The sequence below is a fragment of the Novosphingobium sp. APW14 genome (genome assembly GCF_032337075.1).
In the GTDB taxonomy this organism is placed as follows: Bacteria; Pseudomonadota; Alphaproteobacteria; order Sphingomonadales; family Sphingomonadaceae; genus Novosphingobium.
This window is the reverse complement of record NZ_JAVYAB010000003.1, coordinates 290,173-315,562: the sequence shown is the minus strand read 5'-3', so window position 1 is coordinate 315,562 and position 25,390 is coordinate 290,173. Positions and strand designations below refer to the sequence as shown.

Below are 25,390 nucleotides of genomic sequence, written 5' to 3'. Positions count from 1 at the left end.
GCAGATGGGCCTGTAGCTCAGTTGGTTAGAGCTGGCCGCTCATAACGGCTAGGTCGCGGGTTCGAGTCCTGCCGGGCCCACCATCCCCCACAGTCCACGCGTGAGTGACCGGGAGGGGAAAGTATATGCGTAAGAAGATTGCTTGGGCGGTTCTGCTTGGGCTTGGTGTGGCGGCCGGTGTGGTTGCCTGGAATACGGCTACGTTTTCGCCCGAAGGCCTCGCACAGGCCAACGATATCAAGCTGGCCCCGGCCATCGAACCTGACGTCAATGCCGCGGCAAGCCGGCTCGGCGCTGCAATCCGCTTCGAGACCGTTTCGAACCAGGATCCGGCCCAGAACCGCTTGGACCAGTGGCAAGGCTTCCAGGCTTGGCTCCAGGCCACTTATCCCGCTGCACACAAGGCGATGCAGCGCGAGTTCGTGGGCAAGGCCACCCTGCTCTACACCTGGCCCGGTAGCGATACCTCGCTCCAGCCCATCATTCTGATGGCCCACCAGGATGTGGTACCCGTCACCCCCGGCACCGAAGGGGACTGGAAGCACCCGCCCTTCGCTGGTGTCATTGCCGACGGCGCAGTCTGGGGGCGCGGCGCGGTGGATGACAAGGGCTCGCTGGTCACCCTGTTCGAAGCCGCCGAACTGCTCGCCGCCAAGGGCTTCAAACCCAAACGGACAATCATCATCGTTTCCGGCCACGATGAGGAAGTTGGCGGCACCGGCGCGCAGGCCGCGGCCGAGGTGCTCAAGGCCCGCGGAGTCAAATCGCTCTTCACGCTCGATGAAGGCAGCGCAATCATCAACGATGCTCCGATCATTAACGGACCCGCAATCATGATCGCGGTTGCCGAAAAGGGCTATGCCACCCTGCGCGTGACAGCCAAGGCGCCCGGCGGTCACTCGTCGATGCCGCCTGAGGAAATCGGTACGGTTACGCTCGCCAAGGCGATCACCGCGATCCACGCCAGTCAGTTCCCGGCGCGGCTGGATCAGCCGGCCTTTGGCACGATCGAAGCCCTTGCCGCCGAAAAGGGCGGACTGATGAAAGTTCTGGCCGCCAACCCCTGGCTGTTCGGCAGCCTGATCAAGTCGCAAATGGGCAGCTCGCCCGCCGGCGCGGCGCAGCTTCACACCACGATCGCCCCAACCATGCTGCAGGGCAGCCCCAAGGAAAACGTCCTGCCGCAGGAAGCCTTTGGCCTGGTCAATTACCGGCTGGCACCCTGGGATAGCTCGGCCGACGTATTGGCCCGCGCCAAGCAAGCCGTTGGCAAGCTGCCGGTGACGTTCAGCTGGGAACGCGAGCCGCGCGAAGCTTCGCCGGTTTCCTCAACCACCTCGCAAGGCTGGAAGCTGATTCGTGCCGCTGCCGAAGCTGAGGCCCCCGGCGCGCCGGTGGCCCCGTTCCTGGTCGTAGGCGGGACCGACAGCCGCTATATGAAGGATGTGTCGCAGGATACCTATCGGTTCCAGGCGCTACGGCTCTCCTCCAAGGAGACCAAGATGATCCACGGCACCAATGAGCACATCTCGACGGAGAACCTTGCCAGCATGATCCGATTCTTCACGCGCCTGATTGCCACCAGCGCAAGTTGAGCCTAAGGGGCCCACACGGTCGGGGAGTGGCGCAGCCCGGTAGCGCGCTTGCTTTGGGAGCAAGATGTCGCAGGTTCGAATCCTGTCTCCCCGACCAAATCCCTCTCAGCCCGGCTTAACTCCCGCCCAGCGGGCCTGCCTCGTTCGCCACGATCGCCAGCACCCGCCGCCAGGCTTCGACATTCTGCGCAAGTTGCGCCGGATCAACCTTGTCGAGCGTATCGTCCGGGGTGTGGTGCAGATCGAAATAGCGGGTGCCATCCTGGCTCAGGTCCACCACGGCAAGCTTCTGCGCGCGGGCAATCGCACCCACATCGGCCCCGCCATTGGCCTTGCCACCCGCCCGGACCACGCCGATCGGTGCCAGCGATGCCGCGATCCGATCAGCCAGCGCGGCATTGCCCGGACCAAAATCGAACTGGACGCGCCAGACCTTGTCCGCGCCGAAATCGCTTTCCATCGCCAGGGCGTGGGGTTCGTTCTTGTGCGCCTCGGCATAGGCCGCGCCGCCAAACACGCCGACCTCCTCGGCCCCGGCCCAGAGCACGCGGATCGTGCGAAGCGCCTTTGCGTCCTTCTGTGCGGCCAGCGCGGCCTCGGTGATGATCCCGCAACCTGCCGCATCGTCGAAAGCACCGGTTCCCAGGTCCCAGCTGTCGAGGTGACAGGCAACCAGAATCGGCGGCAGCGAGGGATCGCGCCCTGGCAATTCGGCCACGACATTGCCCGACGGCAGCTTGGCCACCGGCTTGCCCTCAAGCTGCAGGCTCAAGCTCATTGGCTTGCCGGTCTTGGCAATGCGAACAATCAGGTCGGCATCGGGGTTGGACACTGCACCGGCCGGAATCGAGGTCACGTCCTTGCTCCAGCTGGTTGCGCCGGTGTGCGGATTGCGCTGCCAGTCGGTACCGATTGAGCGGATCACCACGCCGGCCGCACCCTTGGCGGCAGCGATGGACGGGCCCTGCCGCCGGGCAGCGCCATAGGGACCATAGCCTGCACCATCCTGCGCGGCGCGCATGGCATGGTCGATACAGGCGATCTTGCCTTTCAGCGAGCCCTCGGGCGCAGCCTTCAGTGCTTCCAGCGTCGGGAAATAGACCAGCGGCGCGGTGATCCCGCCCTTTGGGGTTGGCGCGCTATAGCCCAGCGCGGCGATGGCCAGCTTGTGCGGATAGGGCGCGGTCAGCATCGCGCTTTCCGGGCCGCGCACCCAACCATCGAAAGTGAACGGTTCAATCCGCACGCTCTCGAAGCCCAACGCCTTGAGCCGGGTCACGGCCCAATCGCGGGCCGCGGCTTCGCGATCCGATCCGGCCAGGCGCTGGCCGATCTCGGTCGTCAGGCCTGCGGTAATGTCCCAAGCCACGCCCGAACCTTCAGTCGGCGGGGCAGCGTGGGCGGCGGTGGTGAGCAGCAGGGCGGAGAGCGCAGCGGCGCGGGTCATGGTCTTGAACATGCCCCTGCTTTACCCAGCGCCCGATCAAAGGCAATCCGCTTGCCCACTGCCGCGCCAGCTTGTACTGGCGCGGCCAAATCCCAGTTTGTGATACTTTCCAGAGGACCCCCTGATGGCCGCCCAATACGCCTATGTCATGAAGGGCATGACCAAGACCTTCCCCGGCGCGCAGAAGCCGGTGCTGAACGACATCAGCCTGCAGTTCTATCAAGGTGCAAAGATCGGCATCGTCGGTCCGAACGGCGCGGGCAAGTCCACGCTCATGAAGATCATGGGCGGGATCGATACCGACTTTACCGGCGAAGCCTGGCCGGGTGAGAACATCACGGTTGGCTATCTTCCGCAGGAGCCGGAACTCGACAAGACCAAGACCGTGCTGGAAAACGTCAAGGACGGCGCGCGTGAAACTGCTGACCTGGTCGACCGCTTCAACGAAATTTCCAACATCATGGCCGATCCGCCAGAGGACGCGGATTTTGACGCGTTGATGGAGGAAATGGGCGAACTGCAGGGCAAGATCGACGCGGTTGACGGCTGGACGCTCGACAACCAGCTCGAGATCGCAATGGAAGCCCTGCGCTGCCCACCGGGGGACTGGTCGGTTGATAACCTGTCCGGCGGTGAAAAGCGCCGCATCGCGCTGACCCGGCTGCTGATCCAGAAGCCGGACATCCTGCTGCTCGACGAACCAACCAACCACCTTGATGCCGAAAGCGTCGAATGGCTGGAAAATCACCTGAAGGAATATGCCGGCGCGGTGCTGATGATCACCCACGACCGCTACTTCCTCGATAACGTCGTCGGCTGGATCCTCGAACTCGATCGTGGACGTTACTTCCCTTACGAGGGCAACTACTCGACCTACCTGGAAAAGAAGGCCAAGCGCCTTGAACAGGAAGACCGCGAGGAAAGCGGCAAGCAGAAGGCGCTGCAGCGCGAACTGGAGTGGATCCGCCAAACCCCGGCCGCGCGCCAGACCAAGTCCAAGGCCCGTATCCGCAAGTTCGAGGAACTGCAGAACGCCCAGGACAACCGTCCGATCGGCAAGGCCCAGATCGTGATCCAGGTGCCCGAGCGCCTTGGCGGCAAGGTGATCGAGGTCAAGAACATCTCGAAAGCCTATGGCGACAAGCTGCTGTTCGAAGACCTGTCCTTCATGCTGCCGCCGGGCGGCATCGTTGGCGTGATCGGTCCGAACGGTGCGGGTAAGTCCACCCTGTTCAAGATCATCACCGGCAAGGAAGTGCCCGATACCGGTACGATCGAAGTCGGCTCAACGGTACACCTCGGCTATGTTGACCAGAGCCGTGACCACCTCGATCCGAAGCACAACGTCTGGGAGGAAATCTCCGACGGGCTCGATTACATGAAGGTCAATGGCCAGGACATGTCGACCCGAGCCTATGTTGGCGCGTTCAACTTCAAGGGTGCGGACCAGCAGAAGAACGTTGGCAAGCTCTCCGGCGGTGAACGCAACCGCGTCCACATGGCCAAGATGCTGAAGCAGGGCGGCAACGTGCTGCTGCTCGACGAACCGACCAACGACCTTGACGTCGAAACCCTCGCCGCGCTGGAAGAAGCAATCGAGAACTTCGCCGGCTGCGCCGTGGTCATCTCGCACGACCGCTTCTTCCTTGACCGCCTGGCAACGCACATTCTGGCCTTCGAAGGCAACAGCCACGTCGAATGGTTCGAAGGCAACTTTGCGGCCTATGAAGAAGACAAGCGCCGCCGCCTGGGCGATGCAGCCGATCGCCCGACCCGCCTGGCCTATAAGAAGCTGACGCGCTGACGCGCTAGGGCAAGAAGCTGACGTGCTAACCGGTCAGGGGATCACCCAGGTCCCCTGCCAGTCCTGACCCGCCCCGCCCCGCGTGAACTGCGCGCGGCGGTGGCCGTCATGCGCCAGGTAGAGCCAATCGAGCGAGACAGGCTCAATCACCAGGACGGCAAAGTTTTCGCGCGCGGGAAGCAGCTGTTCCTCGCTGGGCCGAATACCCTCAACGGCTTCGGGCAATCCCGACATCGGCCGTTCGGCTGGCGATCCCGGGGCGGCAACAGCCAGATAGCATCGCCGCGCATAGGGCGATGATGCCGCCCAGGCAGCATCGGCAACCGGCCCCGCGCACTCGATCCGGGCAGAACCCTTTACACGCAACTGGATCTTGGCTTCGGCATCGAAAGCCAGGACGCTGGCCACCGCGTGGCTGCCAAGCTGTCGTGCCTTGGGGCTGCGCGCATCGGTGTGAAAGCGCAGCAAGCCGATGTCCGGATCGCAGGCCCGCAGCACCATCATTCTCAGGTCGCCATCACCCGTGCCGACCACGGGCACGTGCATCGGCGATTTCCGGTCCCGCGCGGCGCGAGTCAGGTGGGCGGCGGCATCGGCCAGCACGGCATCAAGCGTTTCGAACATGCCAGCCCCTTAACCGGCTTGGTGTGATTCCTGAACAAAGAACCATGCTTGCCATTCAGCCTGGCGACAGCGCGAATCACTTAGCTGGTTGTTCTTGGTCGTCGTCGATGGTGCGGCGCGTTGGATGGAGAGCGGCCATGGCCGTGAAGCTCAAGTCGATTGCCGGCAAGGTCAGCGCCCTGGCGCTTGCAGTCTCCGCCCTGGCACTGCCGCTGAATGCGCAGGCGCAGGAAGAAGGCCGCCGGTTCCGCGATAGTGAAGCCGCCGGCAATATTAGTGGTGACTATCAGGCTCGGCCTGCGCCCCGGTCGGCCCCGCGCGAAGACCAGGGCAGAGGGTGGGCCCGTCCCGCACAAGCCGCTCCGCAGGCCGCTCTCGTCGGCGATTTCCAGCAGAGCCGCGCGGCCCAGGCGCCCGGGTGGAACCGCAGCGCGGATCGCCGCGCCGAAAACGGCGGGAACGGCAACCCGCGCGGCTGGGACAACCGCGGTGGCGGCAACGGGCATGGCAATGCTGCCCGCCCCGCAACCCTCCCGCAGCCGGAAGCCGCGCCTGCACCCGCTGTTCGAGCGCGTGGCTGGACCGACCGCCAAACCGATCGTTCGCAAGACTGGTCACGCGGGGATGCGCGGCGGAGCTATTACGAAGCCTACCGCCGTGTTGAAAATCGCCGCGACGCAGCCCGCCAGTGGGACAATCGAGGTGATCGCGCCCGCTATGCCGCCCAACAGGACTACCGCCGCTGGGACAACCGCTGGCGCGATAACCGGCGCTATGACTGGTATTCCTATCGCCGGACCTATCCCAGCACGTTCCGGGTGGGGATCTATTATTCGCCTTTCCGGAATTACAGCTATCGTCGGCTGAACATCGGGTTCTTCCTCGATTCGCTGTTCTATTCGAACCGGTATTGGATCAACGATCCTTGGCAGTACCGCCTGCCCGACGTCTACGGACCCTATCGCTGGGTGCGGTACTATGATGACGCCCTGCTGGTGAACACCTACTCCGGCGAAGTCGTGGACGTGATCTACAGCTTCTTCTGGTAACGGTCCGAGAGTGGACGGACCCCGCGGAGCCCCTGCCCGGACACGGGTGGGGGCTCTCCTGCGTTCAGCGTCCGAAGGGCTTCATGCGGGCCAGGGTGCCATCGCGATCCAGGAACTGGTGCTTCAGCGCCGCCGCAACGTGAAGCCCAAGCAAGACCAGCATCGCCGTGGCCGTCACCTCGTGCAGTTCATGGAATAGCCCGATGGTCGGCTTGTCGATCCCGACCGGCAGGGCTGGGAAATCGAACAGGCCAAAGATGCTGACAGGCTTGCCCTGTCCGAAGGCCGAATGCAGCCCCAGCCCGGCCAGCGGCACGGCCAGCATCAGCACATAGAACAGCGCGTGTGTGACCCGCGCGAGCGCCGCCTCCCAGGTTTTCAGCGTCTCAAGCAGCGGCGGCGGAGGATTGATCAGGCGCCAGCCGATCCGCACCAGTGTGAGCAGCAGGATCACAATGCCCGTTGCCTTATGATAACCCATCATGATCATCCGCTGGTCGCGCGGAAGATCTTCCGATGTCCAGGCCCCAACAAAGTTGCCAATGATCAAAAGCGCGATCAGCCAGTGAAGGATGATTGCTCCGCGCGAATAGCGCGCTGTGCTGTTGGTTGTGCTCATGGATCAGGAAGTTGGCGCAAGCCGTGATTGTCTGCAAGCAGCTTTTGCTTGCTCTGCCGCGCAGCCGGACGATAGGCATATTTGCATGGACTACCCCCCCTGCCCCAACCCGGACAAGGTCGCGCTGATGCGGCTGGGCGCCCATGTCCGCCGCCGCCTGGAAGGCGATCCAGCGGCACACAAGGTTCCCGTCGATCGCGCTGAAATCTGGGCCCTGGGTGACTTTGTCAGCCCTGATGAATGCGATCAGCTGATCGCCATGGTGGACCGAACCGCCCAGCCTTCGGCCGTGCTTGACCACGGCTATGCTTCAGACACCTGGCGCACGTCCTATTCCGGCGATGTCGATCGCAACGATCCCTTCGTCAAAATGATCGAGCGCCGGATCGACGACCTGCTGGGCATTCCGCACGAATTCGGTGAGACGATGCAGGGACAGCGCTATGCCCCGGGGCAGGAGTTCAAACCCCACCAGGACTGGTTCTGGACCAAGGCACCCTACTGGAAAACGGAAAGCAAGCGTGGTGGCCAGCGCTCGATAACGGCGATGATCTATCTTAACGATGTTGAGGAAGGCGGGACGACTGACTTTCCCAAGATCGGCGTTTCGATCCCGCCCCAGCGCGGCGCATTGATCGTCTGGAACAACAGCTGCCCCGATGGCTCGCTGAACCAGGACACGCTGCACGCCGGGACCCCGGTGATCAAAGGCACGAAGTACATCATCACCAAGTGGTATCGCACCCGCAAATGGGGCTGACCCGTGCATTCCTGTTGGCGGGACTTTTGCTGGCGGCGATCGCCCCGGCTCCTGCGCCCGCGGCTGCCCCCGCACTCACTGCCGTGCCCCGGCAAGACGAAGACGCCCGGTTGCTGGCGCTGCTCAATTCCTTCGCCCGCGCGCAGGAAGCACTTGATCCCCTGGGCGCCCTGGCGCGGGGCGACAACAGCAATCCGCAGGCGCTCCAGCGGCTGTTCAGCGATGAACTGGCAGCAGCACAGCGCACCGAGCTGCGCCGCGAACTGATCGCGCTCGCCCGCATCGACCGCGCCCGGCTCAGCCCGGAACGGCAGCTGTCCTACGATGCCTTCCGGGAGCAGAACCGCGAAGCCCTGGGCTGGCTATCGCCAGACATCGTTGCACTGACCCTTGTGCGCCCTTTCAACCATTTCGGCGGGCTGCATGAGGAATTTCCTGCCCTGATCGGCGCGGGCGGTAGCCTGCCCTATCGTGATGAGCACGATTACCGCCGCAACCTGGCGCTGCTACGCACCTTCCCCACCGTGCTGGACCGGGCGAGCGCCCGCTTTCGCCAGGGCATGGCCAGCGGTGTGGTCGAAACCCGCCTGACAACGGTCAACATGATCGCCCAGCTTGATGAAGTGCTGGCGCGTCCGGCCGAGGAGTCGGTCTTCACGGCGCCGCTGGCCGAAATGCCCGAAGCGATCCCGCCTGCCCGCCAGGCACTGATCCGGGCAGACTGGATCGAAGTGGTCGGTCAGGATGTTCTGCCGGCCTATCGCCGCCTGAGCCGTTTCCTGGCCGAAGAATATCTTCCCGCAGCCCGGACTGAACCTGGCATCTCCGCCATGAAAGGCGGCGCAGGTATCTATCGCCGACTAATCCATCGGCACACAACCCTGCCGCTGGAGCCAGAGGCAATTCATGCCCTGGGCCTGCGTGAAGTGGCCCGGATCCAGGGCGAAATGGAACAGGTCAAGGCGCAGTTCGGCTATAACGGCACTTTGCCAGCCTTCTTCAACCACATTCGCTCTGACCCGCGCTTTCACCCCAAGACGCCAGACGAACTGACCGAGGGCTATGCCAAAGTGGCACGTTCGGTCGATGCGCAGCTCCCGCACCTGTTTGACCGCCAGCCACGCGGACGGATGGGCATTGCCCCTTACCCCGCCCACCGCGGCAAGTTTGAGGCCGGGGGCTCCTATTCGCTCGGCTCGCCTGATGGACGCCGGCCCGGAATGTTCTACTTCAACACCTATGACCTGCAGAGCCGGTTCCTGTCCGGTGTCACCACGCTCTACCTGCACGAGGGCATCCCGGGGCACCACTTCCAGACCAGCCTGGCCGAGCAGGACCTGACGCTGCCCGATTTCCAGCGTTTTGGCGATAATGCCGCCTATGTCGAAGGCTGGGCGCTTTATGCCGAAACCCTTGGCTATGAGATGGGGCTTTACACCGATCCGCTGCAGCACTGGGGCACGCTCGATGACGAGATGCTCCGCGCCATGCGGCTGGTGGTCGATACCGGCATCCACGCCCAGGGCTGGAGCCGCAGCCAGGCGGTGGCCTATATGCTCGGCAATTCCGGCATGGGCCGCAGCGACGCCGAGGCCGAGGTTGATCGCTACATCGCCAATCCCGGCCAGGCATTGAGTTACAAAATCGGCGGATTGACGATCCAGCGGCTGAGGCGCGAGGCCGAGGCAGCCCTTGGCCCGCGCTTCGATCTGAAGGCCTTCCACACGCAGATTTTGGGCAGCGGCGTCCTGCCGCTGCCGGTGCTGGAAACCAAGGTCCGCCGCTGGATCGCCGCTGTGCGCTAGATCAGCCCAGTGCCTCGGCGATCAGCTTGCGGGTGTTGGCGATCCCGTAAAGCGCGATGAAGCTGCCCATGCGCGGCCCCTGCGAGGAACCGAGCAGCGTTTCGTAGAGGCACTTGAACCAGTCGCGCAGCTGCTCGAACCCGTAATGCGGGTCCTTGCCGATTTCATAGACCAGGTTCTGCAACTCTTCCGCAGTGGCATCATCGCTGGTCGCGGCCAGTTCTTCGTCTAGCGCGGCGAGTGCCTGAGCCTCGCTGCCCTCTGGCTTGCGGCGCAGGAGCGTGGGCGCGATGAAATCGCGATTGTAGGCCAACGCATTGGTAACCAGCTTATCCAGCTCAGGATGCGCCGCCGGATCGGCATTCTCGACATAGTTGCCAAGATAGGACCAGACCTGCTCCCGCGTCGCCTGGGCACCCAGCACGCCAACCAGGTTCAGGAGCAAGCCATATGTCACCGGCAGCTTATCGCCCGCCCCGCCCTGATCGCCATTGGCGCGCAGCAGGTGCCAGACCGGGTTGCCTAGCTGTTGCTCAATCGGCTGATCGGCCAGCTTTTCGCGGAACTGCCAATATTCATCGACCGCGCGCGGGATGATGCCGACGTGCAGGCTTTTGGCGCTCTTCGGATCACGGAACAGGTAGAAGCCAAGGCTCTCTTCACTGCCATAGGTCAGCCACTGTTCGATCGTCAGACCATTACCCTTGGACTTGGAAATCTTCTCGCCGTTCTCATCCAGGAACAGCTCGTAGATCATCCCTTCGGGCGCACGGCCGCCGAGCGCGCGGGCAATCTTGCCGCTTTCGCGCACGCTGTCGGTCAGGTCCTTGCCGCACATTTCATAGTCGACGCCCAGCGCCACCCAGCGCATCGCCCAATCGACCTTCCATTGCAGCTTGGAATTGCCGCCCAGGATGCAGCTTTCGACCATTTCGCCGTGATCCTCGAACCGGACCATGCCGGCCCCGGCATCGACCACCTCAACCGGCACCTGCAAGACCTGCCCGGTCTTGGGGCTGACGGGCAGGACCGGCGAATAGGTCTGGCGGCGTTCCTCGCGCAGGGTCGGCAGCATGATGTCCATGATCGCCTGCCAATTGCGCAGCACGCCGCGCAGGGCATCGTCGAACTGGCCCGAATTGTAGCGATCGCTGGCCGAGACGAATTCATAATCGAAGCCGAAGCGATCCAGGAAGTCACGCAGCATCGCGTTGTTGTGGTGCGCGAAGCTTTCGTACTTGCCGAAGGGATCGGGAATGCGGGTCAGCGGGTGGCCGAGATAGGCGGCCAACAGCCCCTTGTTCTCGATATTGTCTGGCACCTTGCGCAGGCCGTCCATGTCATCGCTGAATGCCACCAGCCGGGTCGGCGCGCCGCCAGTCAGCGTTTCAAAGGCGCGGCGGACCAGCGTGGTGCGCAGCACTTCCTGGAAAGTGCCGATATGCGGCAGCCCCGATGGGCCATAGCCGGTCTCGAACAGCACGGGGCTGCCATCGGGTTTGCCCTCCGGATACCGCTTCAGCAGCTTGCGGGCCTCTTCGAAGGGCCAAGCCTTGGAAACCTGTGCGGCGGTCAAGAGAGCTTCTTCAGTCATGCGCGGCCCTTTCGCGCCAAAGCGCCTGCGTTGCAAGGTGCGATTGCCCCTTGCGCCAGACCGACGCACGCCCGAAAGCGGTCGGAACAACGTGAAGGGGTAACTATGCGCATCGCAACCTGGCTGGCCGCCGCAGGGCTGACACTGGCTGCGCCGGCAGTCGCGAAGGACCCCGGCGCAACGCTGTGGCATGGCGGCTCCATCCTCACGATGGATGGCGATGAGCCAACAATGGCCGAGGCCGTGGTCGAGCGCGAGGGCAAGATCGTCTTCGTCGGTCTAGAAGCCGAAGCGCGCGCGGTGGCGGGCAAGGGAGCGAAGCTTCATAATCTCAAGGGGGCCACCCTGCTGCCTGGCTTTGTCGATGCCCACTCGCACTTCGCGATCGGGCTGCAAACTGCCGGCGGCCTTGATCTAGGTGATCCGGCCACTGGTGACACCGCTTCGGTGGCTAAGCTGCTGGCAGCGGTAAAGCGCTATGGTGCATCGGTGCAGAAGGGCGGCTGGGTGGTCGTCTGGCGTTATGACGATGCCAGCCTGGCTGAGCGCCGCCACATCACCCGCGCCGAACTGGATAGCGCGCTGCCCGATCGCAAAGTCGTGCTGATGCACATTTCCGTCCATGGCCTTGTTGCCAACAGCGCTGCACTGGAAGCCGCAGGACTGCGCGATGGGATGAAGCCCCCGGCCGGCGGAGTGATGCCCAGCGACGCGGCGGGCCATTTGACCGGGCTGGTCTTTGAAAAGGCCATGTTACCCATCGCTACTGTTCTGCCGCAGCCAAGCAATGCCGCGCGTCTTGAAACGCTTGACCATCTGCAAATGCGCTATGCCCGCGAAGGTTTCACCTGGGCGCAGGACGGCGCAACCAACCCGGTCGACCTGGCCTTCCTCACTTCACCGGCCGCCCAGCAAAGGCTCAAGATCGACCTTGCCATCCTGCCATTCGCCATGACCGGAATCGATGCCATGCTCGAAAACCCGGCGATGAGGCCCGGTGCCCATTTTGGGCGGGTCAAGCTGCAGGGGATCAAGTTCACGCTCGATGGATCCCCCCAGGCGCGAACCGCCTTTTTCACGCGTGACTATGCCTTGGGCTCGCCCGATGGCCAGCATCCCTGGCACGGCCAGCCCGTAACCACGGACAATGCCTTCCAGACGCTCGCCCGCAAGGTTCATGAACGCGGCTGGCAAATCTTTGTCCACGCCAATGGCGATGCGGCGATCGATATGGCGATCCGCGGCTTCGATGCCTTGGGGATCAAGGCCGCCGATGATCGCCGTCCGATCGTGATCCACTCGCAGTTCATGCGGCCTGACCAGATCCCGGCCTATGCCCGGATCGGAGTTGGCCCGTCCTACTTCTCCAACCACACCTTCTATTTCGCTGACACGCATCGCCGGAATTTCCCGGACGAAGTGGTCAATTTCATCAGCCCCTTCGCGGCGAGCCGGGCGGCAGGCCTGATTGCGTCCAACCATTCGGACTATCCGGTTACCCCGCTCGATACCCGAGCCCAGTTGTGGAGCGCGATGAGCCGCACCTCGCGCACCGGTGTGGTCAGCGGGGAAAGCCAGCGCGAGGATGCCTGGCACGCGCTTCAGGCTCTCACCACAGGACCGGCCTGGCAAGCGTTCGAAGAAGGCCGCCGCGGCCGGATCAAGCCGGGCCTGCTGGCAGACTTCGTGGTGCTGGATCGCAATCCGCTGACCACTCCGGTTGCCGAAATTCGTGCGATCCGGGTGCTGGAAACGGTCAAGGAAGGCGCAACCATCTGGCGCGCCGAATAGGCCTCAGCCCTCGCGCAGGATGATCGCCGCCCCCGGCTTGTGGGCGCGGATTTCCGCTTCGGTCAGCCCGCAGATCTCGTGCGGGAAGACCAGCCATTCCTCGGTCTCATGCACGTAGAAATCGGGCTTGAGCGCGGTCTGGTTGCGGCTTGGCTTGTAATAGGCCGTGGCGATCTTGATGGTTTCGGGGGTGTTGTGCCGGCAGCGCGCTTTCAGTTCGCGCAGAAAGGCTTCGACCGAGCGGCCGGTATCGAACACGTCATCGATCACCAGCAGCCGGTCATCCGGATCCAGCACGTCGATCAGGTAGCCCAGGGCATAGACCCGCACTTCCTTGTCCTGCTTGTCGATCCCGGAATAGCTGGCGGTGCGGATCGCGATATGATCGGTCTCGACCCCGCGATAGGCCAGCAGTTCCTGAACCGCGATCCCCACCGGCGCGCCGCCGCGCCAGATGCCGACGATATGGGTCGGCACAAACCCGGCATCGAGCACCGTGTTGGCCAGGGCAAAACTGTCTTCCAGCAGGCGGTCAGCCGTCAGGTAAACCTTATCGACCACCGGCCACCTCCGCGATTTCGGCCAGATGCTGGATCTGGTCCGCCATCGGCAGGAACGATCCGGTAAAGCTGTTTTCCGCCAGCTTGATGATCTCCGCCTCGGACAGGTCCAGCGCATCGGCGATCGCGCGGAAGTTGTCGTTGATATAGCCGCCGAAATAGGCCGGATCGTCAGAATTGACCGTGGCTTTCAGACCAAGCTCAAGCATCTTGCGTACCGGGCTTTCGCCAATGTCCCTGATCACGCAAAGCCGCAGGTTGGAAAGCGGGCAAACCGTCAGAGTCAGCCCCTCGTCGGCAATGCGGCGGACCAGCGTGGCGTCTTCCAATGCGCGGTTGCCGTGATCAATCCGCTCTACCTCCAACAGGTCAAGCGCCTCGTGGACATATTCGGGCGGCCCTTCTTCACCGGCATGGGCAGTGACATGCAGACCCAGCTCGCGCGCCTTGGCAAAGACCTGCTGGAACTTGCTCGGCGGGTGTCCAACTTCAGACGAATCCAGCCCGACGCCGTGGATGCGATGAAGGTGCGGCATGGCCTGATCCAAGGTGGCAAAGGCTTCTTCCTCGCTCAGATGACGCAGGAAACACATGATCAGGCGGTAACTGATGCCCAACTGCGCCTCGCCGTCCTTGAGCGCACGTTCGATGCCGTTCAGCACCGTCTCAAATTCGACGCCCCGCTCGGTATGGCCCTGCGGATCGAAGAAGATTTCGACGTGGCGAACCGTGTCATCCGCCGCGCGTTCCAGATAGGCCCAGGTCAGATCGTAAAAGTCCTGCTCGGTCAGCAGCACCGACATACCCTGGTAATAGATGTCCAGGAAATCCTGGAGGTTCGAGAATGAATAGGCCGCCCGAACCGCCTCGACCGAGGCGAACGGGATTGAGACTCCGTTGCGCTGGGCGAGCGCGAACAGCAGCTCTGGCTCAAGCGAGCCTTCGATGTGGAGGTGGAGCTCAGCCTTGGGCAGGCGGGCGATCAGCGCGTCACGCGAGGGATTCGACATTTTCCGACGCTTAACCTTCACGGCTGCCCGGTCAACAGCTTGCCCTGCGTTCCAGTTCCGTTCTATCGCAAGGCGCGTGACTACCGCCCTGCCCCTGCCCGCGATTCACGCCAGCCATTCCGGCTGCTGGCTACGCGACAGCCATGGCAGCACCCGTGCCACCGGCAAGGGTGAAGCGATCATTGCCGCGGCCGATACGCCGCTACTGATGCTTAATGCGCCGCTGGTGGCAACGCGGCTGGGCTATCCAGACCTTTCCGGGCTTGATCTGCTGGAGCTGTTCGCCTTCATTCACCCGGCGCGATTCATGGTCCCGACGCCGAAGGGCCTGGCCCACGTGCTTGATCTGCCCGAGCCAGACGGAGACGATGCGGTCCCGGCCCTGCTCCAGATCGCGGCTGAGACGCTGCTGGCAACCTGTTCCGATCCAAACTGGCCCGAACGCGAAGGTGCGTGGAGCGCGCTGCAGAACCTGACCCGAATGCGCTGGCCTTGGGCACCGCTGCTCGCGGCGCGGCTGGCAACTCCGGCGAAGGCCGAACGTTGGCTGTTCGCGCGCCTGCCCGAGTGGGAGGAAGCGCCAGAACGACCACAGCCGGCGCAGGTCGCCCTTGCCCCCGAAGCCATCACCCAGCGGCTGGGGCAATTGACCGGCAGCGGAGCTGAAGCGCGACCAGCCCAGGTGGCCTATGCCAGCGAGGCGGGCGAAGTCTTCGCTCCCCGCCGCCGCGAAGGCCTGCCGCATGTACTGCTGGCCCAGGCTGGCACCGGCATCGGCAAGACGCTGGGCTATCTGGCCCCGGCCTCGCTCTGGGCCGAGCAATCAGGGGGCACGGTCTGGGTTTCAACCTATACCAAGGCCCTGCAGCGTCAGCTCCGCCGTGAAAGTCGCCGCGCCTGGCCGGGCCAGCGCGGTAACGGAACGCAGCCCGTAGTCGTGCGCAAGGGTCGAGAAAATTATCTTTGTTTATTGAATCTTGAAGATGCTTTGCAAGGTGGTTTCGCAGGTCGCGCTGCCATCATGGCCCAACTGGTGGCGCGCTGGGCGGCCTATAGCCAGGACGGCGACATGATCGGCGGCGATCTGCCGGGTTGGCTTGGTACCCTGTTCCGCCAGCGCGGGATCAAGGCGCTGACCGACCAGCGCGGCGAATGCGTCTATGCCGGCTGCCCGCATTACCGGAAGTGCTTCATTGAGCGCGCCGCCCGCGCCTCGGCTCAGGCCGATCTGGTGATCGCCAATCATGCGCTGGTGATGGTCAACGCCGCCCGGGGCCGCGACCATGCCCAGCGCCCCACCCGACTGGTCTTCGACGAAGGCCACCACGTGTTCGAAGCGGCTGACTCCACTTTCGCCGCAGCCCTGACCGGCGCGGAAACGATCGAGCTGCGCCGCTGGGTTATCGGCCCGGAACGCGGCTCCAAAGGTCGCCGCAGGGGCCTGTCGGCGCGCCTCGCCGATGTTGCCAGCTATGACGAGGCAGGCGGCAAGGCGATTGCGGCGGCCCGCTATGCTGCCGAAGCCCTGCCCGGCGATGGCTGGCTGCAACGCCTGGCCGAAAATGCGCCATCCGGCCCGTTGGAGGAACTGCTCGCCGCCGTCCGCGCCACGGTTTATGCCCGCGATGAAAGCGGCGGACAGGAAGCTGGCTATGGCCTTGAGACCGAGGCGGCCCAATTCGAAGGCGCCTTCGTCGAACGCGCCCAGGCCGCGCAAGAGGCGCTAGCCGAGCTGCGCGTGCCGCTTGTGCGCCTGGGCGTGCGCCTGGAAGCAATCCTGGCGGAGCCACCGGATTGGCTCGACGGCGCGGGCCGCGCGCGGATTGAGGGCGCCCGCCATTCGCTGGCCTGGCGGATTGACCTGCTGGCCGCCTGGGAAGCCCTTCTCGATCGGCTCGGCGGCCCGGCCGACCCCGAATTCGTCGATTGGCTTGCGGTGGAACGCAGCGAGGCGCGCGAATTCGACGTTGGCATCCACCGCCGCTGGCTCGATCCGATGAAACCCTTCGCCCGCACCGTGCTGGAAGGCGCACACGGGGTGATGATCACCTCCGCAACACTGCGTGATGGGGCCAACTGGGATACCGCCATCGCCCGCAGCGGCGCAGCGGCGCTGGAAATCGCGCCGCGCCTGTCCAGTTTTGATAGTCCGTTCGACTATGCCGGGCAGGCCGAGGTGCTGATCGTCACCGATGTTCCCAAGGGCGATGTAGCAGCCCTGGCCGGAGCCTATGGCCGCCTGATCGAAGCCTCAGGCGGCGGCGTGCTGGGCTTGTTTACCGCAATCCGCCGCCTGCGCGTGGTCTATGGCCGGATTGCCGACCGGCTCGCCCGGACCGGCCTGCCGCTCTATGCCCAGCATGTCGATCCGATCGACACCGGCACCCTGGTCGACATTTTCCGCGACGATCCGCGCGCCTCGTTGCTGGGCACCGATGCGCTGCGCGACGGTGTTGATGTGCCGGGTCATTCGCTGCGATTGGTGGTGATGGAACAGGTGCCCTGGCCCAAGCCTTCGATCCTGCACCGAGCGCGGCGGCTGGCCGGTGGCGGCTCTGCCTATGATGACCAGATAATCCGCGCCCGCCTTGCCCAGGCCTTTGGCCGCCTGATCCGCAGCAAGGAAGATCGCGGGCACTTTGTCGTTTTATCTTCGGCATTTCCCAGTCGACTACTCTCAGCCTTCCCTGACGGGACGCCAATCACCAGAGTAACACTGGACGAGGCTTTACATCGCGTCAGCGGCAGTGTTTCTGCACGTACCATTCGTAGCGAGAGCCCCGCGTGAAACTCCTCGGCCTGTTCCGCCATGCCAAGTCTGACTGGGGTGATCCCCGGGCGCGGGACTTTGATCGCCCGCTGAATGAGCGCGGGCGCGCCGGGGCGGCAATCATGGGCCGGCACATTCGCGACCATGGCATGCTTTGGAACCGCGTGCTGTCATCACCCGCCGTGCGCTGTGCCGAAACGATAGAGCTGGCCTGTCATGCTGCCGGCCAGCCGGTGAAGGTCAACTGGGATCGCCGGATATACCTGGCCAGCAGCGTTACCCTGGCAGACGTATTGCGCGAGCAGGAAGGTGATCCTGCGGCGATCCTGATGGTCGGCCACAATCCAGGGCTGGAGGACCTGATTTTTGATCTGGTCCCCGATGATGGCAACAACCCGCTGCGCGACGCGGTCGAGGAGAAGTTCCCGACCGCCTGTTATGCGGTGCTGGAACTGGACATAGATCGCTGGGCCGATCTACGCGATCGTTGCGCCCGGCTGGTCCACCTGACCCGACCGCGCGATCTTGATCCTGCGCTGGGGCCGGTTTTCTGATCGCCCAAGGGCGTGGATTCCTTCACCTTCCCCCACTCGACAGCGCCCCGCCCTCTGCTATGACGCCGCTTAACCGTTCGATTAAGCTTCCGGAGAAAATCGCCCATGCCGTTGCCCGCCCCGTTTGATCGCCTGCGTCTGCCCGTCATCGGTTCGCCGCTGTTCATCGTCTCCGGTCCCGAACTGGTGATAGCCCAGTGCAAGGCCGGGATCGTTGGCAGCTTCCCCGCGCTCAACGCCCGTCCCTCGGGTGTGCTGGACGAATGGCTACACCAGATCACCGAGGAACTGGCCGCGCACAACCGTGACAACCCGGATCGGCCGGCCGCCCCGTTCGCCGTCAACCAGATCGTCCACAAGACCAACAACCGGCTTGAGGAAGACATCGAGGTTTGCGCCAAGTGGCAGGTACCGCTCACCATCACCTCGCTCGGCGCGAGGGAGGACATCAACGCGGCGGTCCACGCCTGGGGCGGGATCGTTATGCACGACGTGATCAATGATCGGTTTGCCCGCAAGGCGGTGGAAAAGGGCGCGGACGGCCTAATCCCGGTTGCCGCCGGGGCCGGCGGCCATGCCGGCACCCTCTCTCCCTTCGCGCTGATGCAGGAAATCCGCGAGTGGTTCGATGGCCTGGTTGCGCTGTCAGGCTCGATCTCCTGCGGCCACTCGGTCCTGGCGGCGCAGGCAATGGGTGCGGACTTTGCCTATATCGGCACGCCCTGGATCGCGACCAAGGAAGCCAATGCGGTTGACGGCTACAAGGAGAGCATTGTCGCCAGCAAGGCCGAGGACATTGTCTATTCGAACCTCTTCACCGGGGTTCATGGCAATTACCTGCGCCCCTCGATTGTCGCTGCCGGGCTTGACCCGGACAACCTGCCGGAAAGCGATCCGAGCAAGATGAACTTCGGCTCGGGCGGCAATACCGAAGCCAAGGCCTGGAAGGACATCTGGGGTTCGGGCCAGGGGATCAACGCAGTGAAGGCCGTGGAAACCGTGGCCGAACGCGTGGCCCGGATGGAAGCCGAATACGACCGCGCCCGTACCGAACTGGCCGCAAAGGCGCGGATGGCGCTGGCCTAAGCCAGACTAGGGCCCGCTAACTTCGGTTGCGGGCCACAGTTCATCCACCAGGGCATCAAGCTCGGTAAAGTCTGCCCCGCTTCCCAGCGGATCCTTGCGGCTGAGTAACAGCCTCCGCCGCTGGTCCAGCAGGCGCCGCCGCAGCGCGCGTTGCAGCAATTCCAGCCGCGCAAGTGCGTCAGAAATCGCAACCTGGGGTGAAACACGTCGGCTTCGGGCCCATCCCGCCTCGATCTGGCCGACCCGTTCGCTGACCATCTCGTTATAAGTGCGATGCGGCCCCCGGTGCAGCGGCAGCCCAACCCGCAGCGCAGACCGATCCGTGGCCGGAAGCAACAGGCCGTTACGCCTGAAATCATCAAATCGTAGCTGGTCACGCCCAACTGCGTGAAACAATGCCGCCGTGCCGCCTTGGCGCAACAGCTGCATGGGAAGCAGATGGTGGCGCTGCATGCCGGGATCAAAACCCGGCCGGCCACGCAGGTTTACGGCACGGAATGGCAGCCACCCCCGATCGCAACCTCGATGCCCGCTCATCACCCGTTGCCAAGACCGCTCAACAGGATCCGGATCTGCGTGCCATCACGCACAGGCACAGCCAGAAGATGTTCCCCTTCGGGACCTTTAAAGTCCCGCTCAAACATAAGCGGACCGGACTGCACCAGCTCGTGGATCAGACGGACAGCAAGCCGCGCCATCGCTGCGCTCGGTAAGCGCTTGTCTGGCTCAAAGCGGACTTCCTGCCCAATAAGCAAATGAAGCCCGCGCGAAACCATCGCGCCATTCCGCTCCCGCTCAAGCGAGGTCAGCGCCAACCCCGGGAATGCGCCACCCGCCAGCCAATCCCCAATCGAACGGCGAAATAGTTCAGGGGCGACCCATGATGCGGCAGGGGACCAGACAAGCGCCTTAACGCCGGGCAATGCCGCAAGTTCAACCCCCAGCCGGGCAATTGCCTGAAGCACCGGCAGCAGCCCCGCTGCTCCCGCCAGGTGGGGCCCGGGCGCGAGAGCAATCACCTCACCCGCCGGCATTGATCTAAGTCCGACGGGCGTACCAACCGGAGGCTGTGGCTCATCGGGCCCAGGCGCCAACCCGGTACAATCGAAAGTCAGACCATTGGAAAGGATTTCCGCCCAATCGGCATTGGCGCCGTGATGCGAAATACTGAACGCAGCTCTGTGTTTCGATAGCAGCTGAAGCGCGCGCAAATCGGGCCGAGTACCGGGCGCAAATACCAGACACAGCCGCGGTGCCTGTCCATCAGCCTGGTTGTCCCGCTGTGCTTTGATAGTCATTCCCCCCAAGACCCAAAATGTCTGGCATTTTTAGCCGCAACAAGTCGAGTCCTTACGGCCCAGTTACCTCTGCTTCGGACCTATTTTCTGACAGCGGATTGCACGGCACTTCAGAAAACGCCCATCGCAATCCCTTCGGCAATGGCGGCGCCCAGATTGGCAGCCGCAACCAGCGCGGAGCTTGGCACGATCTTAGGCGCCAGGATTGCCTCCGGCGTCTGTGCGCCAAGATTGACAATCATAGGCTCAGCCACCCGTCGTAGCCGCCAGCCGGTCACGATCCGGTCAAGCTGGGCCTGGGCACCCTGACCGTCAGTGCCTGCACTTATAATCGATGCATAGGGCCGGCCTTCAACTCGGCCTAGCAAGGGATAGTAGTTGCGGTCGAAGAACTCCTTCATCGCCCCGCTCATCGTGCCAAGGTTCTCTGGGCAGACGAGTAGATAGCCAGATACCGCCAAGAGGTCTGCGGCCTGCACCAATTCTGCTGGCAGCAGACGGGATCGCCCCTTGCTCGCCACGTGGGCAGCTTCGGCCAGGGCGCGAGCGGCGCCAGTGCGGCTGTGCCAGATAATCGCAAGCATGACAGAGATCATGGCCCAGCCGCGCGCACCTGCAAAGCCGTGAAAAGCCGAAGTGCGCCCCTTCTCACCGACCGCTGGTTCGGCTAGCCCGAACGGCATGGCATCTGCCCCTTCATCCATTCTCGGCATTGAACGCTCTCTAACCGGGCGTGTCTGGCGCTGGCGTGGAGGGAATATGGACCTGTCGAACAGCCAAGCCTCGCTCGACCATGATCTGGTAACGCAGTTGCTGCTGGCCCGCGGCGTAGCCCACGATGATGTCGAACGGCACCGCAACCCGTCACTGCGCGCCTTTTTGCCCGATCCCTCTGCCTTTCGCGATATGGACCAGGCAGCTGACCGGCTGGCTCAAGCCGTCATCACCGGTGAAGTACTGACAGTCTACGGCGATTACGACGTCGACGGGGCCACCAGCGCAGCTTTGTTGATCCGCCTGTTGCGCATGTTGGGGCACCCGGCGCGCTATTACATCCCTGACCGCCTGCTAGAAGGCTATGGCCCATCGGGCGAGGCGCTGGTTCGGCTTGGGCAGGAAGGGTCGAGCCTGATCGTTACCGTCGATTGCGGGGCGATGGCATTCGAAGCGCTGGAAATGGCACACGCTGCCGGGATCGATGTAATCGTGGTCGATCATCACAAGTGCGCGGCCGAATTGCCCCGTGCCATGGCGCTGGTGAACCCCAACCGCCTTGACGAGGATGACCTGGCCGCCGCGCATGGCCATCTTGCAGCGGTAGGCGTTGCATTCCTGTTGGCCATCGCAACTGTGCGTGTTCTACGCCAGCGCGGGTTTTTCGAGACGCGTCCAGAGCCGGATCTATTCTCGCTGCTTGACCTTGTCGCCCTGGGCACGGTCGCAGACGTTGCTGCACTGCACGGTCTTAATCGCGCGCTGGTGGCGCAGGGACTAAAAGTCATGGCCCGGCGCGAAAATATCGGGATGGCTGCGTTGATCGATGCCAGTCGCTTGAGCCGCGCGCCCACATGCAGCGATCTGGGCTTCGCGCTCGGCCCGCGGATCAATGCTGGCGGCCGCGTGGGCGAGGCGACGCTGGGCGTACGCCTGCTGACCACGGAAGACCCCGAAGAAGCCCGCGCCATTGCCGCCCAGCTATCGCAATTGAACGAAGAGCGGCGCGCAATCGAAGCCGCCGTGCAGGAAGCTGCTGAAGCGCAGCTTGAAGCGCAGCACAACCGCGCGGTCGTGCTGCTGGCCGGCGCTGGCTGGCATCCCGGCGTGATCGGGATCGTGGCAGGACGGATCAAGGAGAAGTCCGGCCGGCCGGCGATTGTCATTGCGCTTGATGCCGATGAGCACGGCCACGGCAAGGGTTCGGGCCGCTCCATCGCAGGGGTTGACCTTGGGGCGGCGATCATCGCTGCGCGCGAGGCCGGTCTGCTGGTTGCGGGAGGTGGCCATGCCATGGCCGCCGGCCTGACCATCGCGCCGGACCGACTGAGCGCCCTTGCCGAATTCCTTGATGAGCGGCTTGGCGCGGCGGTCATCACAGCACAAGCGGGGCAATCGCTGCAGTTGGACCTGGCGGTTGCGCCGGGCGGCCTGGTGCCGCCACTGGTCGAAACGCTGGAAAGCGCCGGACCCTATGGCATGGGCTGGCCGGGGCCGCGCGTCGCGGTCGGGCCAGTGCGGCTGATCAAGGCAGACCTGGTTGGAAAGGACCATGTTCGGCTGATCGTCCGCGGTGATGATGGAGCCAGCTTCAAGGCGGTCGCTTTCCGCCAGGCTGAGACCGAGTTGGGTCAGGCTTTGCTCAATCGCGCTCAGGGCCGCCGATTCTGGCTCGCCGGTCGAGCCAAGATCGACGATTGGGGTAGCCGCCCCGCCGCGGAACTGCACGTTGACGACGCCGCCTGGGCCGATTGAAACATTCTTTTAAAAACCGGCTTGACCCCCTCGGCTCGCTTCCCTAAACGCCCGGCCTGCCTGACGGCCTCAAGCCGGTTTGGCCCCTTCGTCTAGCGGTCTAGGACGCGGCCCTTTCACGGCTGAAACACGGGTTCGAGTCCCGTAGGGGTCACCACCACATCCCGGCAGATTTTGCCGGTCGGTGCCGGTAGAATTGCCATCTGGCTTGCTTGGCCTGGACAGACTAATCATCCACTCCGCATGACCGGCAAGCGCACCCCTCCGATTGCAGGACTGTCTCTTGCCGCGCTGGCTGCGCTTGGCCTTATCGTTGCCGGCGTAGATCTATGGCTGGTTGGTGCCGTTGCCTTGGTCTGGTGCGGATCGCTGTGGCTGACCCTGCCTGAACCCGAAATTGCCGAGGCCCGCGTCGACAAGGCCGAAGTTACCCGAGATGCGGTGCGCGAAACCATCGAATCGCTCGGAGCGCCACTGCTGGTGTTGGAGGGCACACGAATCGTGATGGCCAATGCCGCAGCCCGCGCCGCGCTTGGTGATCACGTCCAGGGGCAGGACGCACGAATCGGCCTGCGGCATCCGGACGCCATGCGCCTGCTGGAGATGGGCGACGGTGATTGTGTAACCATCCCTGGGTTCACTGGCACCCGCAGCCTCTGGCAACTGACGCGCCGCAGGATCGACAAGCAGCGCTGGCTGATCGAACTGGCTGATCGCACCACTGAAGCCGATGTGAGCCGCGCCCACACAGACTTCGTTGCCAATGCTAGCCATGAACTGCGCACGCCGCTGGCCGCGATCATCGGCTATGTCGAAACGCTTGAGGAAGGCGGCCCTGCGGTCGATGCAGAGGCAGAGAGGCGCTTCTTGGGTATCGTCCTGCGCGAGGCACGGCGGATGCTGTCGCTGGTCGAAGACCTGCTATCCTTGAGCCACGCTGAGGCCGAGAAGCACGATCACCCGACAGAACCGCTTGATTTGGGCAAGCTTGCCGCTCGCGTGGTTGGCGAAGTCGCCTCGCTGCGCGGAAAGGAACGCGTACACCTAACCGGCGTGACTGATGACGCCATGGTCGCCGGCGATTCGACCCAGCTTGAACAATTGCTGCGCAACCTGATCGACAATGCCTTGAAGTATGGCGGCGAAGATTCGCCAGTCGAAGTTGCCGTTTTAGCCGATGGTTATGATCGCATCACACTGTCGGTTGCCGACCATGGCCCAGGCATTGCGGCCGAACACCTGCCCCATTTGACCCGGCGCTTCTATCGTACTGATCCGGGCCGCAGCCGGGCCTCGGGCGGCACGGGTCTGGGCCTTGCGATTGTTAAGCATTATGTCGAACGCCACCGCGGCACGCTGGATATCACCAGCGTCCTGGGAGAAGGCACCAAGGTGACAATTTCGCTTCCCGCCCTGCGCGAAATCGAATTGTCATAAACCTGTCATGGAACTCCGCCAGAGCGACCAGGTCATCGCCAAGAAGGGGCTGATTCCATGACCAAGACCAAGCTGCTCATTGCTGCCGCCACCGCCACCCTGCTGGCTGGTTGCGGCACCCAGTCGACCTCGCGCGACCAGATCCGCGCTGTCGGTTCATCGACCGTCTATCCTTTTGCCAAGGCAATTTCGGATTCGCTTGCCAAGTCGAACGCCGAAATCAAATCGCCGATAATCGAATCGACCGGTACAGGTGCCGGCATGAAGCTGTTCTGCGCCGGCGTAGGCGTGCAGCATCCCGACATCGTCAATGCCTCGCGGCGGATGAAGAAGTCGGAGTTTGAAGACTGCCAGAAGAACGGCGTCAAGGACATCATCGAAGTCCAGGTTGGCCTTGACGGTATCGCCTTTGCCGAAGCCAAGAATGGCCCGTCGATCACTCTTACCCAAGCCGATGTCTACAAGGCGCTGGCCGCCAATCCGTTTGGCAAGCCCAACACGGCCAAGACCTGGGCCGATGTGAACCCTGCCCTGCCGGCGATTCCGATCCTCGTCTATGGCCCGCCCTCGACCTCGGGCACGCGTGACGCGCTCAAGGAACTGGTCCTGATGAAGGGCTGCGACACCGATCCGGCGATGAAGGCACTGAAGGACAGCGACAAGGAAAAGCACGAAAAGATCTGCACCGAAGTGCGGAACGACGGTGCCTATGTCGATGCCGGCGAAAACGACAACCTGATCGTTCAGAAGCTGGAAGCCAATCCCAAGGCGCTTGGCGTGTTCGGTTTCTCCTACCTTGAAGAAAATGCCGACAAGCTGAAGGGTTCGCCGATGAACGGTGTGCTCCCGACCTATGCCTCGATTGCCGATTTCAGCTATCCGGGTGCACGTCCGCTTTACATCTACGTCAAGGCGGCGCACGTCAGCGCGATCAAGGGGCTGAAGGAGTTCCTGGGCGAATGGGCCAAGAACTGGAGCAAGGGCGGTCTGCTCGCGCGCCAGGGCATGGTTGTCGCCCCGGATGATGTTCAGGCCAAGAACGCCAAGGTGGTCAGCGATCTGGCCGTCATGGACGCTAGCGGCCTCAAGTAAGCGTGTAACAGGGACCAAGACGAACG

At 63.6% G+C, this 25,390-nt stretch carries 21 protein-coding genes and 3 tRNA genes; 15 read left to right on the top strand and 9 right to left on the bottom strand.

The window, feature by feature from the left end; all coding sequences use genetic code 11:
* The first annotated feature begins 6 nt into the window (after positions 1-6).
* The 3 genes from RQP55_RS06060 (at position 7) to RQP55_RS06050 (ending at position 1,692) form a co-directional block, all read left to right on the top strand.
* Positions 7-83: transfer RNA gene (locus tag RQP55_RS06060), tRNA-Ile, on the top strand.
* A 42-nt stretch (positions 84-125) separates the two neighbouring features.
* Positions 126-1,595, top strand: coding sequence for a M20 family peptidase (locus RQP55_RS06055; protein WP_315609282.1), 1,470 nt, complete (start codon positions 126-128; stop codon positions 1,593-1,595).
* Between the two features lie 20 nt (positions 1,596-1,615).
* Positions 1,616-1,692 (top strand) — tRNA-Pro (locus RQP55_RS06050).
* Between the two features lie 18 nt (positions 1,693-1,710).
* Here the strand turns inward: RQP55_RS06050 and RQP55_RS06045 are convergent.
* Complete coding sequence (locus RQP55_RS06045; protein WP_315609281.1) at positions 1,711-3,054, bottom strand: M28 family peptidase; 1,344 nt, start codon at positions 3,052-3,054, stop codon at positions 1,711-1,713.
* Between the two features lie 112 nt (positions 3,055-3,166).
* Between RQP55_RS06045 and ettA the strand changes: the two genes are divergently transcribed.
* Positions 3,167-4,846: an energy-dependent translational throttle protein EttA gene (gene ettA, locus RQP55_RS06040; protein WP_315609280.1), complete on the top strand. Its 1,680-nt coding sequence runs from the start codon at positions 3,167-3,169 to the stop codon at positions 4,844-4,846.
* Positions 4,847-4,879: 33 nt separating this feature from the next.
* On the opposite strand, the gene RQP55_RS06035 is transcribed toward ettA, so the two are convergent.
* Positions 4,880-5,470: a pyridoxamine 5'-phosphate oxidase family protein gene (locus RQP55_RS06035; protein ID WP_315609279.1), complete on the bottom strand. Its 591-nt coding sequence runs from the start codon at positions 5,468-5,470 to the stop codon at positions 4,880-4,882.
* Between the two features lie 137 nt (positions 5,471-5,607).
* On the opposite strand from RQP55_RS06035, the gene RQP55_RS06030 reads away from it, so the two are divergent.
* Complete coding sequence (locus tag RQP55_RS06030) at positions 5,608-6,519, top strand: RcnB family protein (RefSeq protein WP_315609278.1); 912 nt, start codon at positions 5,608-5,610, stop codon at positions 6,517-6,519.
* A 64-nt stretch (positions 6,520-6,583) separates the two neighbouring features.
* Here RQP55_RS06030 and RQP55_RS06025 read toward each other — a convergent pair whose 3' ends face one another.
* Positions 6,584-7,138, bottom strand: a complete 555-nt coding sequence (locus tag RQP55_RS06025) for a cytochrome b (protein ID WP_315609277.1) — start codon at positions 7,136-7,138, stop codon at positions 6,584-6,586.
* An 85-nt stretch (positions 7,139-7,223) separates the two neighbouring features.
* On the opposite strand from RQP55_RS06025, the gene RQP55_RS06020 reads away from it, so the two are divergent.
* Positions 7,224-7,898 carry a 2OG-Fe(II) oxygenase gene (locus tag RQP55_RS06020; protein ID WP_315609276.1) on the top strand — a complete coding sequence of 225 codons (675 nt, stop codon included), beginning with the start codon at positions 7,224-7,226 and terminating at the stop codon, positions 7,896-7,898.
* Positions 7,889-9,703 (top strand): DUF885 domain-containing protein, encoded by a 1,815-nt coding sequence (locus RQP55_RS06015; protein ID WP_315609275.1) that lies wholly within the window; start codon positions 7,889-7,891, stop codon positions 9,701-9,703. Before RQP55_RS06020 ends, RQP55_RS06015 begins: the two co-directional genes overlap by 10 nt.
* A 1-nt stretch (position 9,704) precedes the next feature.
* Here RQP55_RS06015 and RQP55_RS06010 read toward each other — a convergent pair whose 3' ends face one another.
* Positions 9,705-11,297 carry a lysine--tRNA ligase gene (locus tag RQP55_RS06010; protein ID WP_315609274.1) on the bottom strand — a complete coding sequence of 531 codons (1,593 nt, stop codon included), beginning with the start codon at positions 11,295-11,297 and terminating at the stop codon, positions 9,705-9,707.
* 105 nt (positions 11,298-11,402) lie between these two features.
* Between RQP55_RS06010 and RQP55_RS06005 the strand changes: the two genes are divergently transcribed.
* Positions 11,403-13,088, top strand: coding sequence for an amidohydrolase (locus RQP55_RS06005; RefSeq protein ID WP_315609273.1), 1,686 nt, complete (start codon positions 11,403-11,405; stop codon positions 13,086-13,088).
* A gap of 3 nt (positions 13,089-13,091) precedes the next feature.
* On the opposite strand, the gene RQP55_RS06000 is transcribed toward RQP55_RS06005, so the two are convergent.
* Together RQP55_RS06000 and RQP55_RS05995 are read right to left on the bottom strand one after the other, a co-directional pair.
* Complete coding sequence (locus RQP55_RS06000; RefSeq protein ID WP_315609272.1) at positions 13,092-13,649, bottom strand: phosphoribosyltransferase; 558 nt, start codon at positions 13,647-13,649, stop codon at positions 13,092-13,094.
* Positions 13,639-14,658: an adenosine deaminase gene (locus tag RQP55_RS05995; RefSeq protein ID WP_315609271.1), complete on the bottom strand. Its 1,020-nt coding sequence runs from the start codon at positions 14,656-14,658 to the stop codon at positions 13,639-13,641. The genes RQP55_RS06000 and RQP55_RS05995 overlap by 11 nt, the downstream gene beginning before the upstream one ends.
* A gap of 76 nt (positions 14,659-14,734) precedes the next feature.
* Between RQP55_RS05995 and RQP55_RS05990 the strand changes: the two genes are divergently transcribed.
* The 3 genes from RQP55_RS05990 to RQP55_RS05980 all read left to right on the top strand — a co-directional run bounded on the left by RQP55_RS05990 (position 14,735) and on the right by RQP55_RS05980 (position 19,068).
* Positions 14,735-17,446, top strand: a complete 2,712-nt coding sequence (locus tag RQP55_RS05990) for an ATP-dependent DNA helicase (RefSeq protein ID WP_315609270.1) — start codon at positions 14,735-14,737, stop codon at positions 17,444-17,446.
* Positions 17,443-17,982 carry a SixA phosphatase family protein gene (locus RQP55_RS05985; RefSeq protein WP_315609269.1) on the top strand — a complete coding sequence of 180 codons (540 nt, stop codon included), beginning with the start codon at positions 17,443-17,445 and terminating at the stop codon, positions 17,980-17,982. Before RQP55_RS05990 ends, RQP55_RS05985 begins: the two co-directional genes overlap by 4 nt.
* Positions 17,983-18,087: 105 nt before the next feature.
* Positions 18,088-19,068: a nitronate monooxygenase family protein gene (locus tag RQP55_RS05980; protein WP_315609268.1), complete on the top strand. Its 981-nt coding sequence runs from the start codon at positions 18,088-18,090 to the stop codon at positions 19,066-19,068.
* 6 nt (positions 19,069-19,074) lie between these two features.
* Here the strand turns inward: RQP55_RS05980 and RQP55_RS05975 are convergent, their stop codons facing one another.
* From RQP55_RS05975 to RQP55_RS05965, 3 genes are all read right to left on the bottom strand, one after another.
* Positions 19,075-19,605 carry an AHH domain-containing protein gene (locus tag RQP55_RS05975; protein ID WP_315609267.1) on the bottom strand — a complete coding sequence of 177 codons (531 nt, stop codon included), beginning with the start codon at positions 19,603-19,605 and terminating at the stop codon, positions 19,075-19,077.
* Positions 19,605-20,102, bottom strand: coding sequence for a hypothetical protein (locus RQP55_RS05970; protein ID WP_315609266.1), 498 nt, complete (start codon positions 20,100-20,102; stop codon positions 19,605-19,607). The genes RQP55_RS05975 and RQP55_RS05970 overlap by 1 nt, the downstream gene beginning before the upstream one ends.
* Positions 20,103-20,476: 374 nt before the next feature.
* Positions 20,477-21,049, bottom strand: coding sequence for a flavodoxin family protein (locus tag RQP55_RS05965; protein ID WP_315609265.1), 573 nt, complete (start codon positions 21,047-21,049; stop codon positions 20,477-20,479).
* Here RQP55_RS05965 and recJ point away from each other — a divergent pair.
* The 4 genes from recJ (at position 21,048) to RQP55_RS05945 (ending at position 25,364) form a co-directional block, all read left to right on the top strand.
* Positions 21,048-22,835 (top strand): single-stranded-DNA-specific exonuclease RecJ, encoded by a 1,788-nt coding sequence (recJ, locus tag RQP55_RS05960; protein ID WP_315609264.1) that lies wholly within the window; start codon positions 21,048-21,050, stop codon positions 22,833-22,835. The two genes, RQP55_RS05965 and recJ, sit on opposite strands and share 2 nt — an antisense overlap.
* Positions 22,836-22,916: 81 nt before the next feature.
* Positions 22,917-22,992, top strand: a tRNA-Glu gene (locus RQP55_RS05955).
* 86 nt (positions 22,993-23,078) lie between these two features.
* On the top strand, positions 23,079-24,272 hold the full coding sequence (locus tag RQP55_RS05950) for a sensor histidine kinase (RefSeq protein WP_315609263.1): 1,194 nt from the start codon (positions 23,079-23,081) through the stop codon (positions 24,270-24,272).
* Positions 24,273-24,329: 57 nt separating this feature from the next.
* The gene (locus RQP55_RS05945; RefSeq protein ID WP_315609262.1) at positions 24,330-25,364 is read left to right on the top strand and encodes a substrate-binding domain-containing protein; all 1,035 of its coding nucleotides are present in this window, start codon (positions 24,330-24,332) and stop codon (positions 25,362-25,364) included.
* Positions 25,365-25,390: the final 26 nt, after the last annotated feature.

Coding starts and splice junctions, on each gene's coding strand:
- RQP55_RS06055 (WP_315609282.1), top strand. CDS start 126: ATGCGTAAGAAGATTGCTTGGGCGGTTCTGCTTGGGCTTGGTGTGGCG.
- RQP55_RS06045 (WP_315609281.1), bottom strand. CDS start 3,054: ATGTTCAAGACCATGACCCGCGCCGCTGCGCTCTCCGCCCTGCTGCTC.
- ettA (WP_315609280.1), top strand. CDS start 3,167: ATGGCCGCCCAATACGCCTATGTCATGAAGGGCATGACCAAGACCTTC.
- RQP55_RS06035 (WP_315609279.1), bottom strand. CDS start 5,470: ATGTTCGAAACGCTTGATGCCGTGCTGGCCGATGCCGCCGCCCACCTG.
- RQP55_RS06030 (WP_315609278.1), top strand. CDS start 5,608: ATGGCCGTGAAGCTCAAGTCGATTGCCGGCAAGGTCAGCGCCCTGGCG.
- RQP55_RS06025 (WP_315609277.1), bottom strand. CDS start 7,138: ATGAGCACAACCAACAGCACAGCGCGCTATTCGCGCGGAGCAATCATC.
- RQP55_RS06020 (WP_315609276.1), top strand. CDS start 7,224: ATGGACTACCCCCCCTGCCCCAACCCGGACAAGGTCGCGCTGATGCGG.
- RQP55_RS06015 (WP_315609275.1), top strand. CDS start 7,889: ATGGGGCTGACCCGTGCATTCCTGTTGGCGGGACTTTTGCTGGCGGCG.
- RQP55_RS06010 (WP_315609274.1), bottom strand. CDS start 11,297: ATGACTGAAGAAGCTCTCTTGACCGCCGCACAGGTTTCCAAGGCTTGG.
- RQP55_RS06005 (WP_315609273.1), top strand. CDS start 11,403: ATGCGCATCGCAACCTGGCTGGCCGCCGCAGGGCTGACACTGGCTGCG.
- RQP55_RS05995 (WP_315609271.1), bottom strand. CDS start 14,658: ATGTCGAATCCCTCGCGTGACGCGCTGATCGCCCGCCTGCCCAAGGCT.
- RQP55_RS05980 (WP_315609268.1), top strand. CDS start 18,088: ATGCCGTTGCCCGCCCCGTTTGATCGCCTGCGTCTGCCCGTCATCGGT.
- RQP55_RS05975 (WP_315609267.1), bottom strand. CDS start 19,605: ATGAGCGGGCATCGAGGTTGCGATCGGGGGTGGCTGCCATTCCGTGCC.
- RQP55_RS05970 (WP_315609266.1), bottom strand. CDS start 20,102: ATGCCGGCGGGTGAGGTGATTGCTCTCGCGCCCGGGCCCCACCTGGCG.
- recJ (WP_315609264.1), top strand. CDS start 21,048: ATGGCATCTGCCCCTTCATCCATTCTCGGCATTGAACGCTCTCTAACC.
- RQP55_RS05965 (WP_315609265.1), bottom strand. CDS start 21,049: ATGCCGTTCGGGCTAGCCGAACCAGCGGTCGGTGAGAAGGGGCGCACT.
- RQP55_RS05950 (WP_315609263.1), top strand. CDS start 23,079: ATGACCGGCAAGCGCACCCCTCCGATTGCAGGACTGTCTCTTGCCGCG.
- RQP55_RS05945 (WP_315609262.1), top strand. CDS start 24,330: ATGACCAAGACCAAGCTGCTCATTGCTGCCGCCACCGCCACCCTGCTG.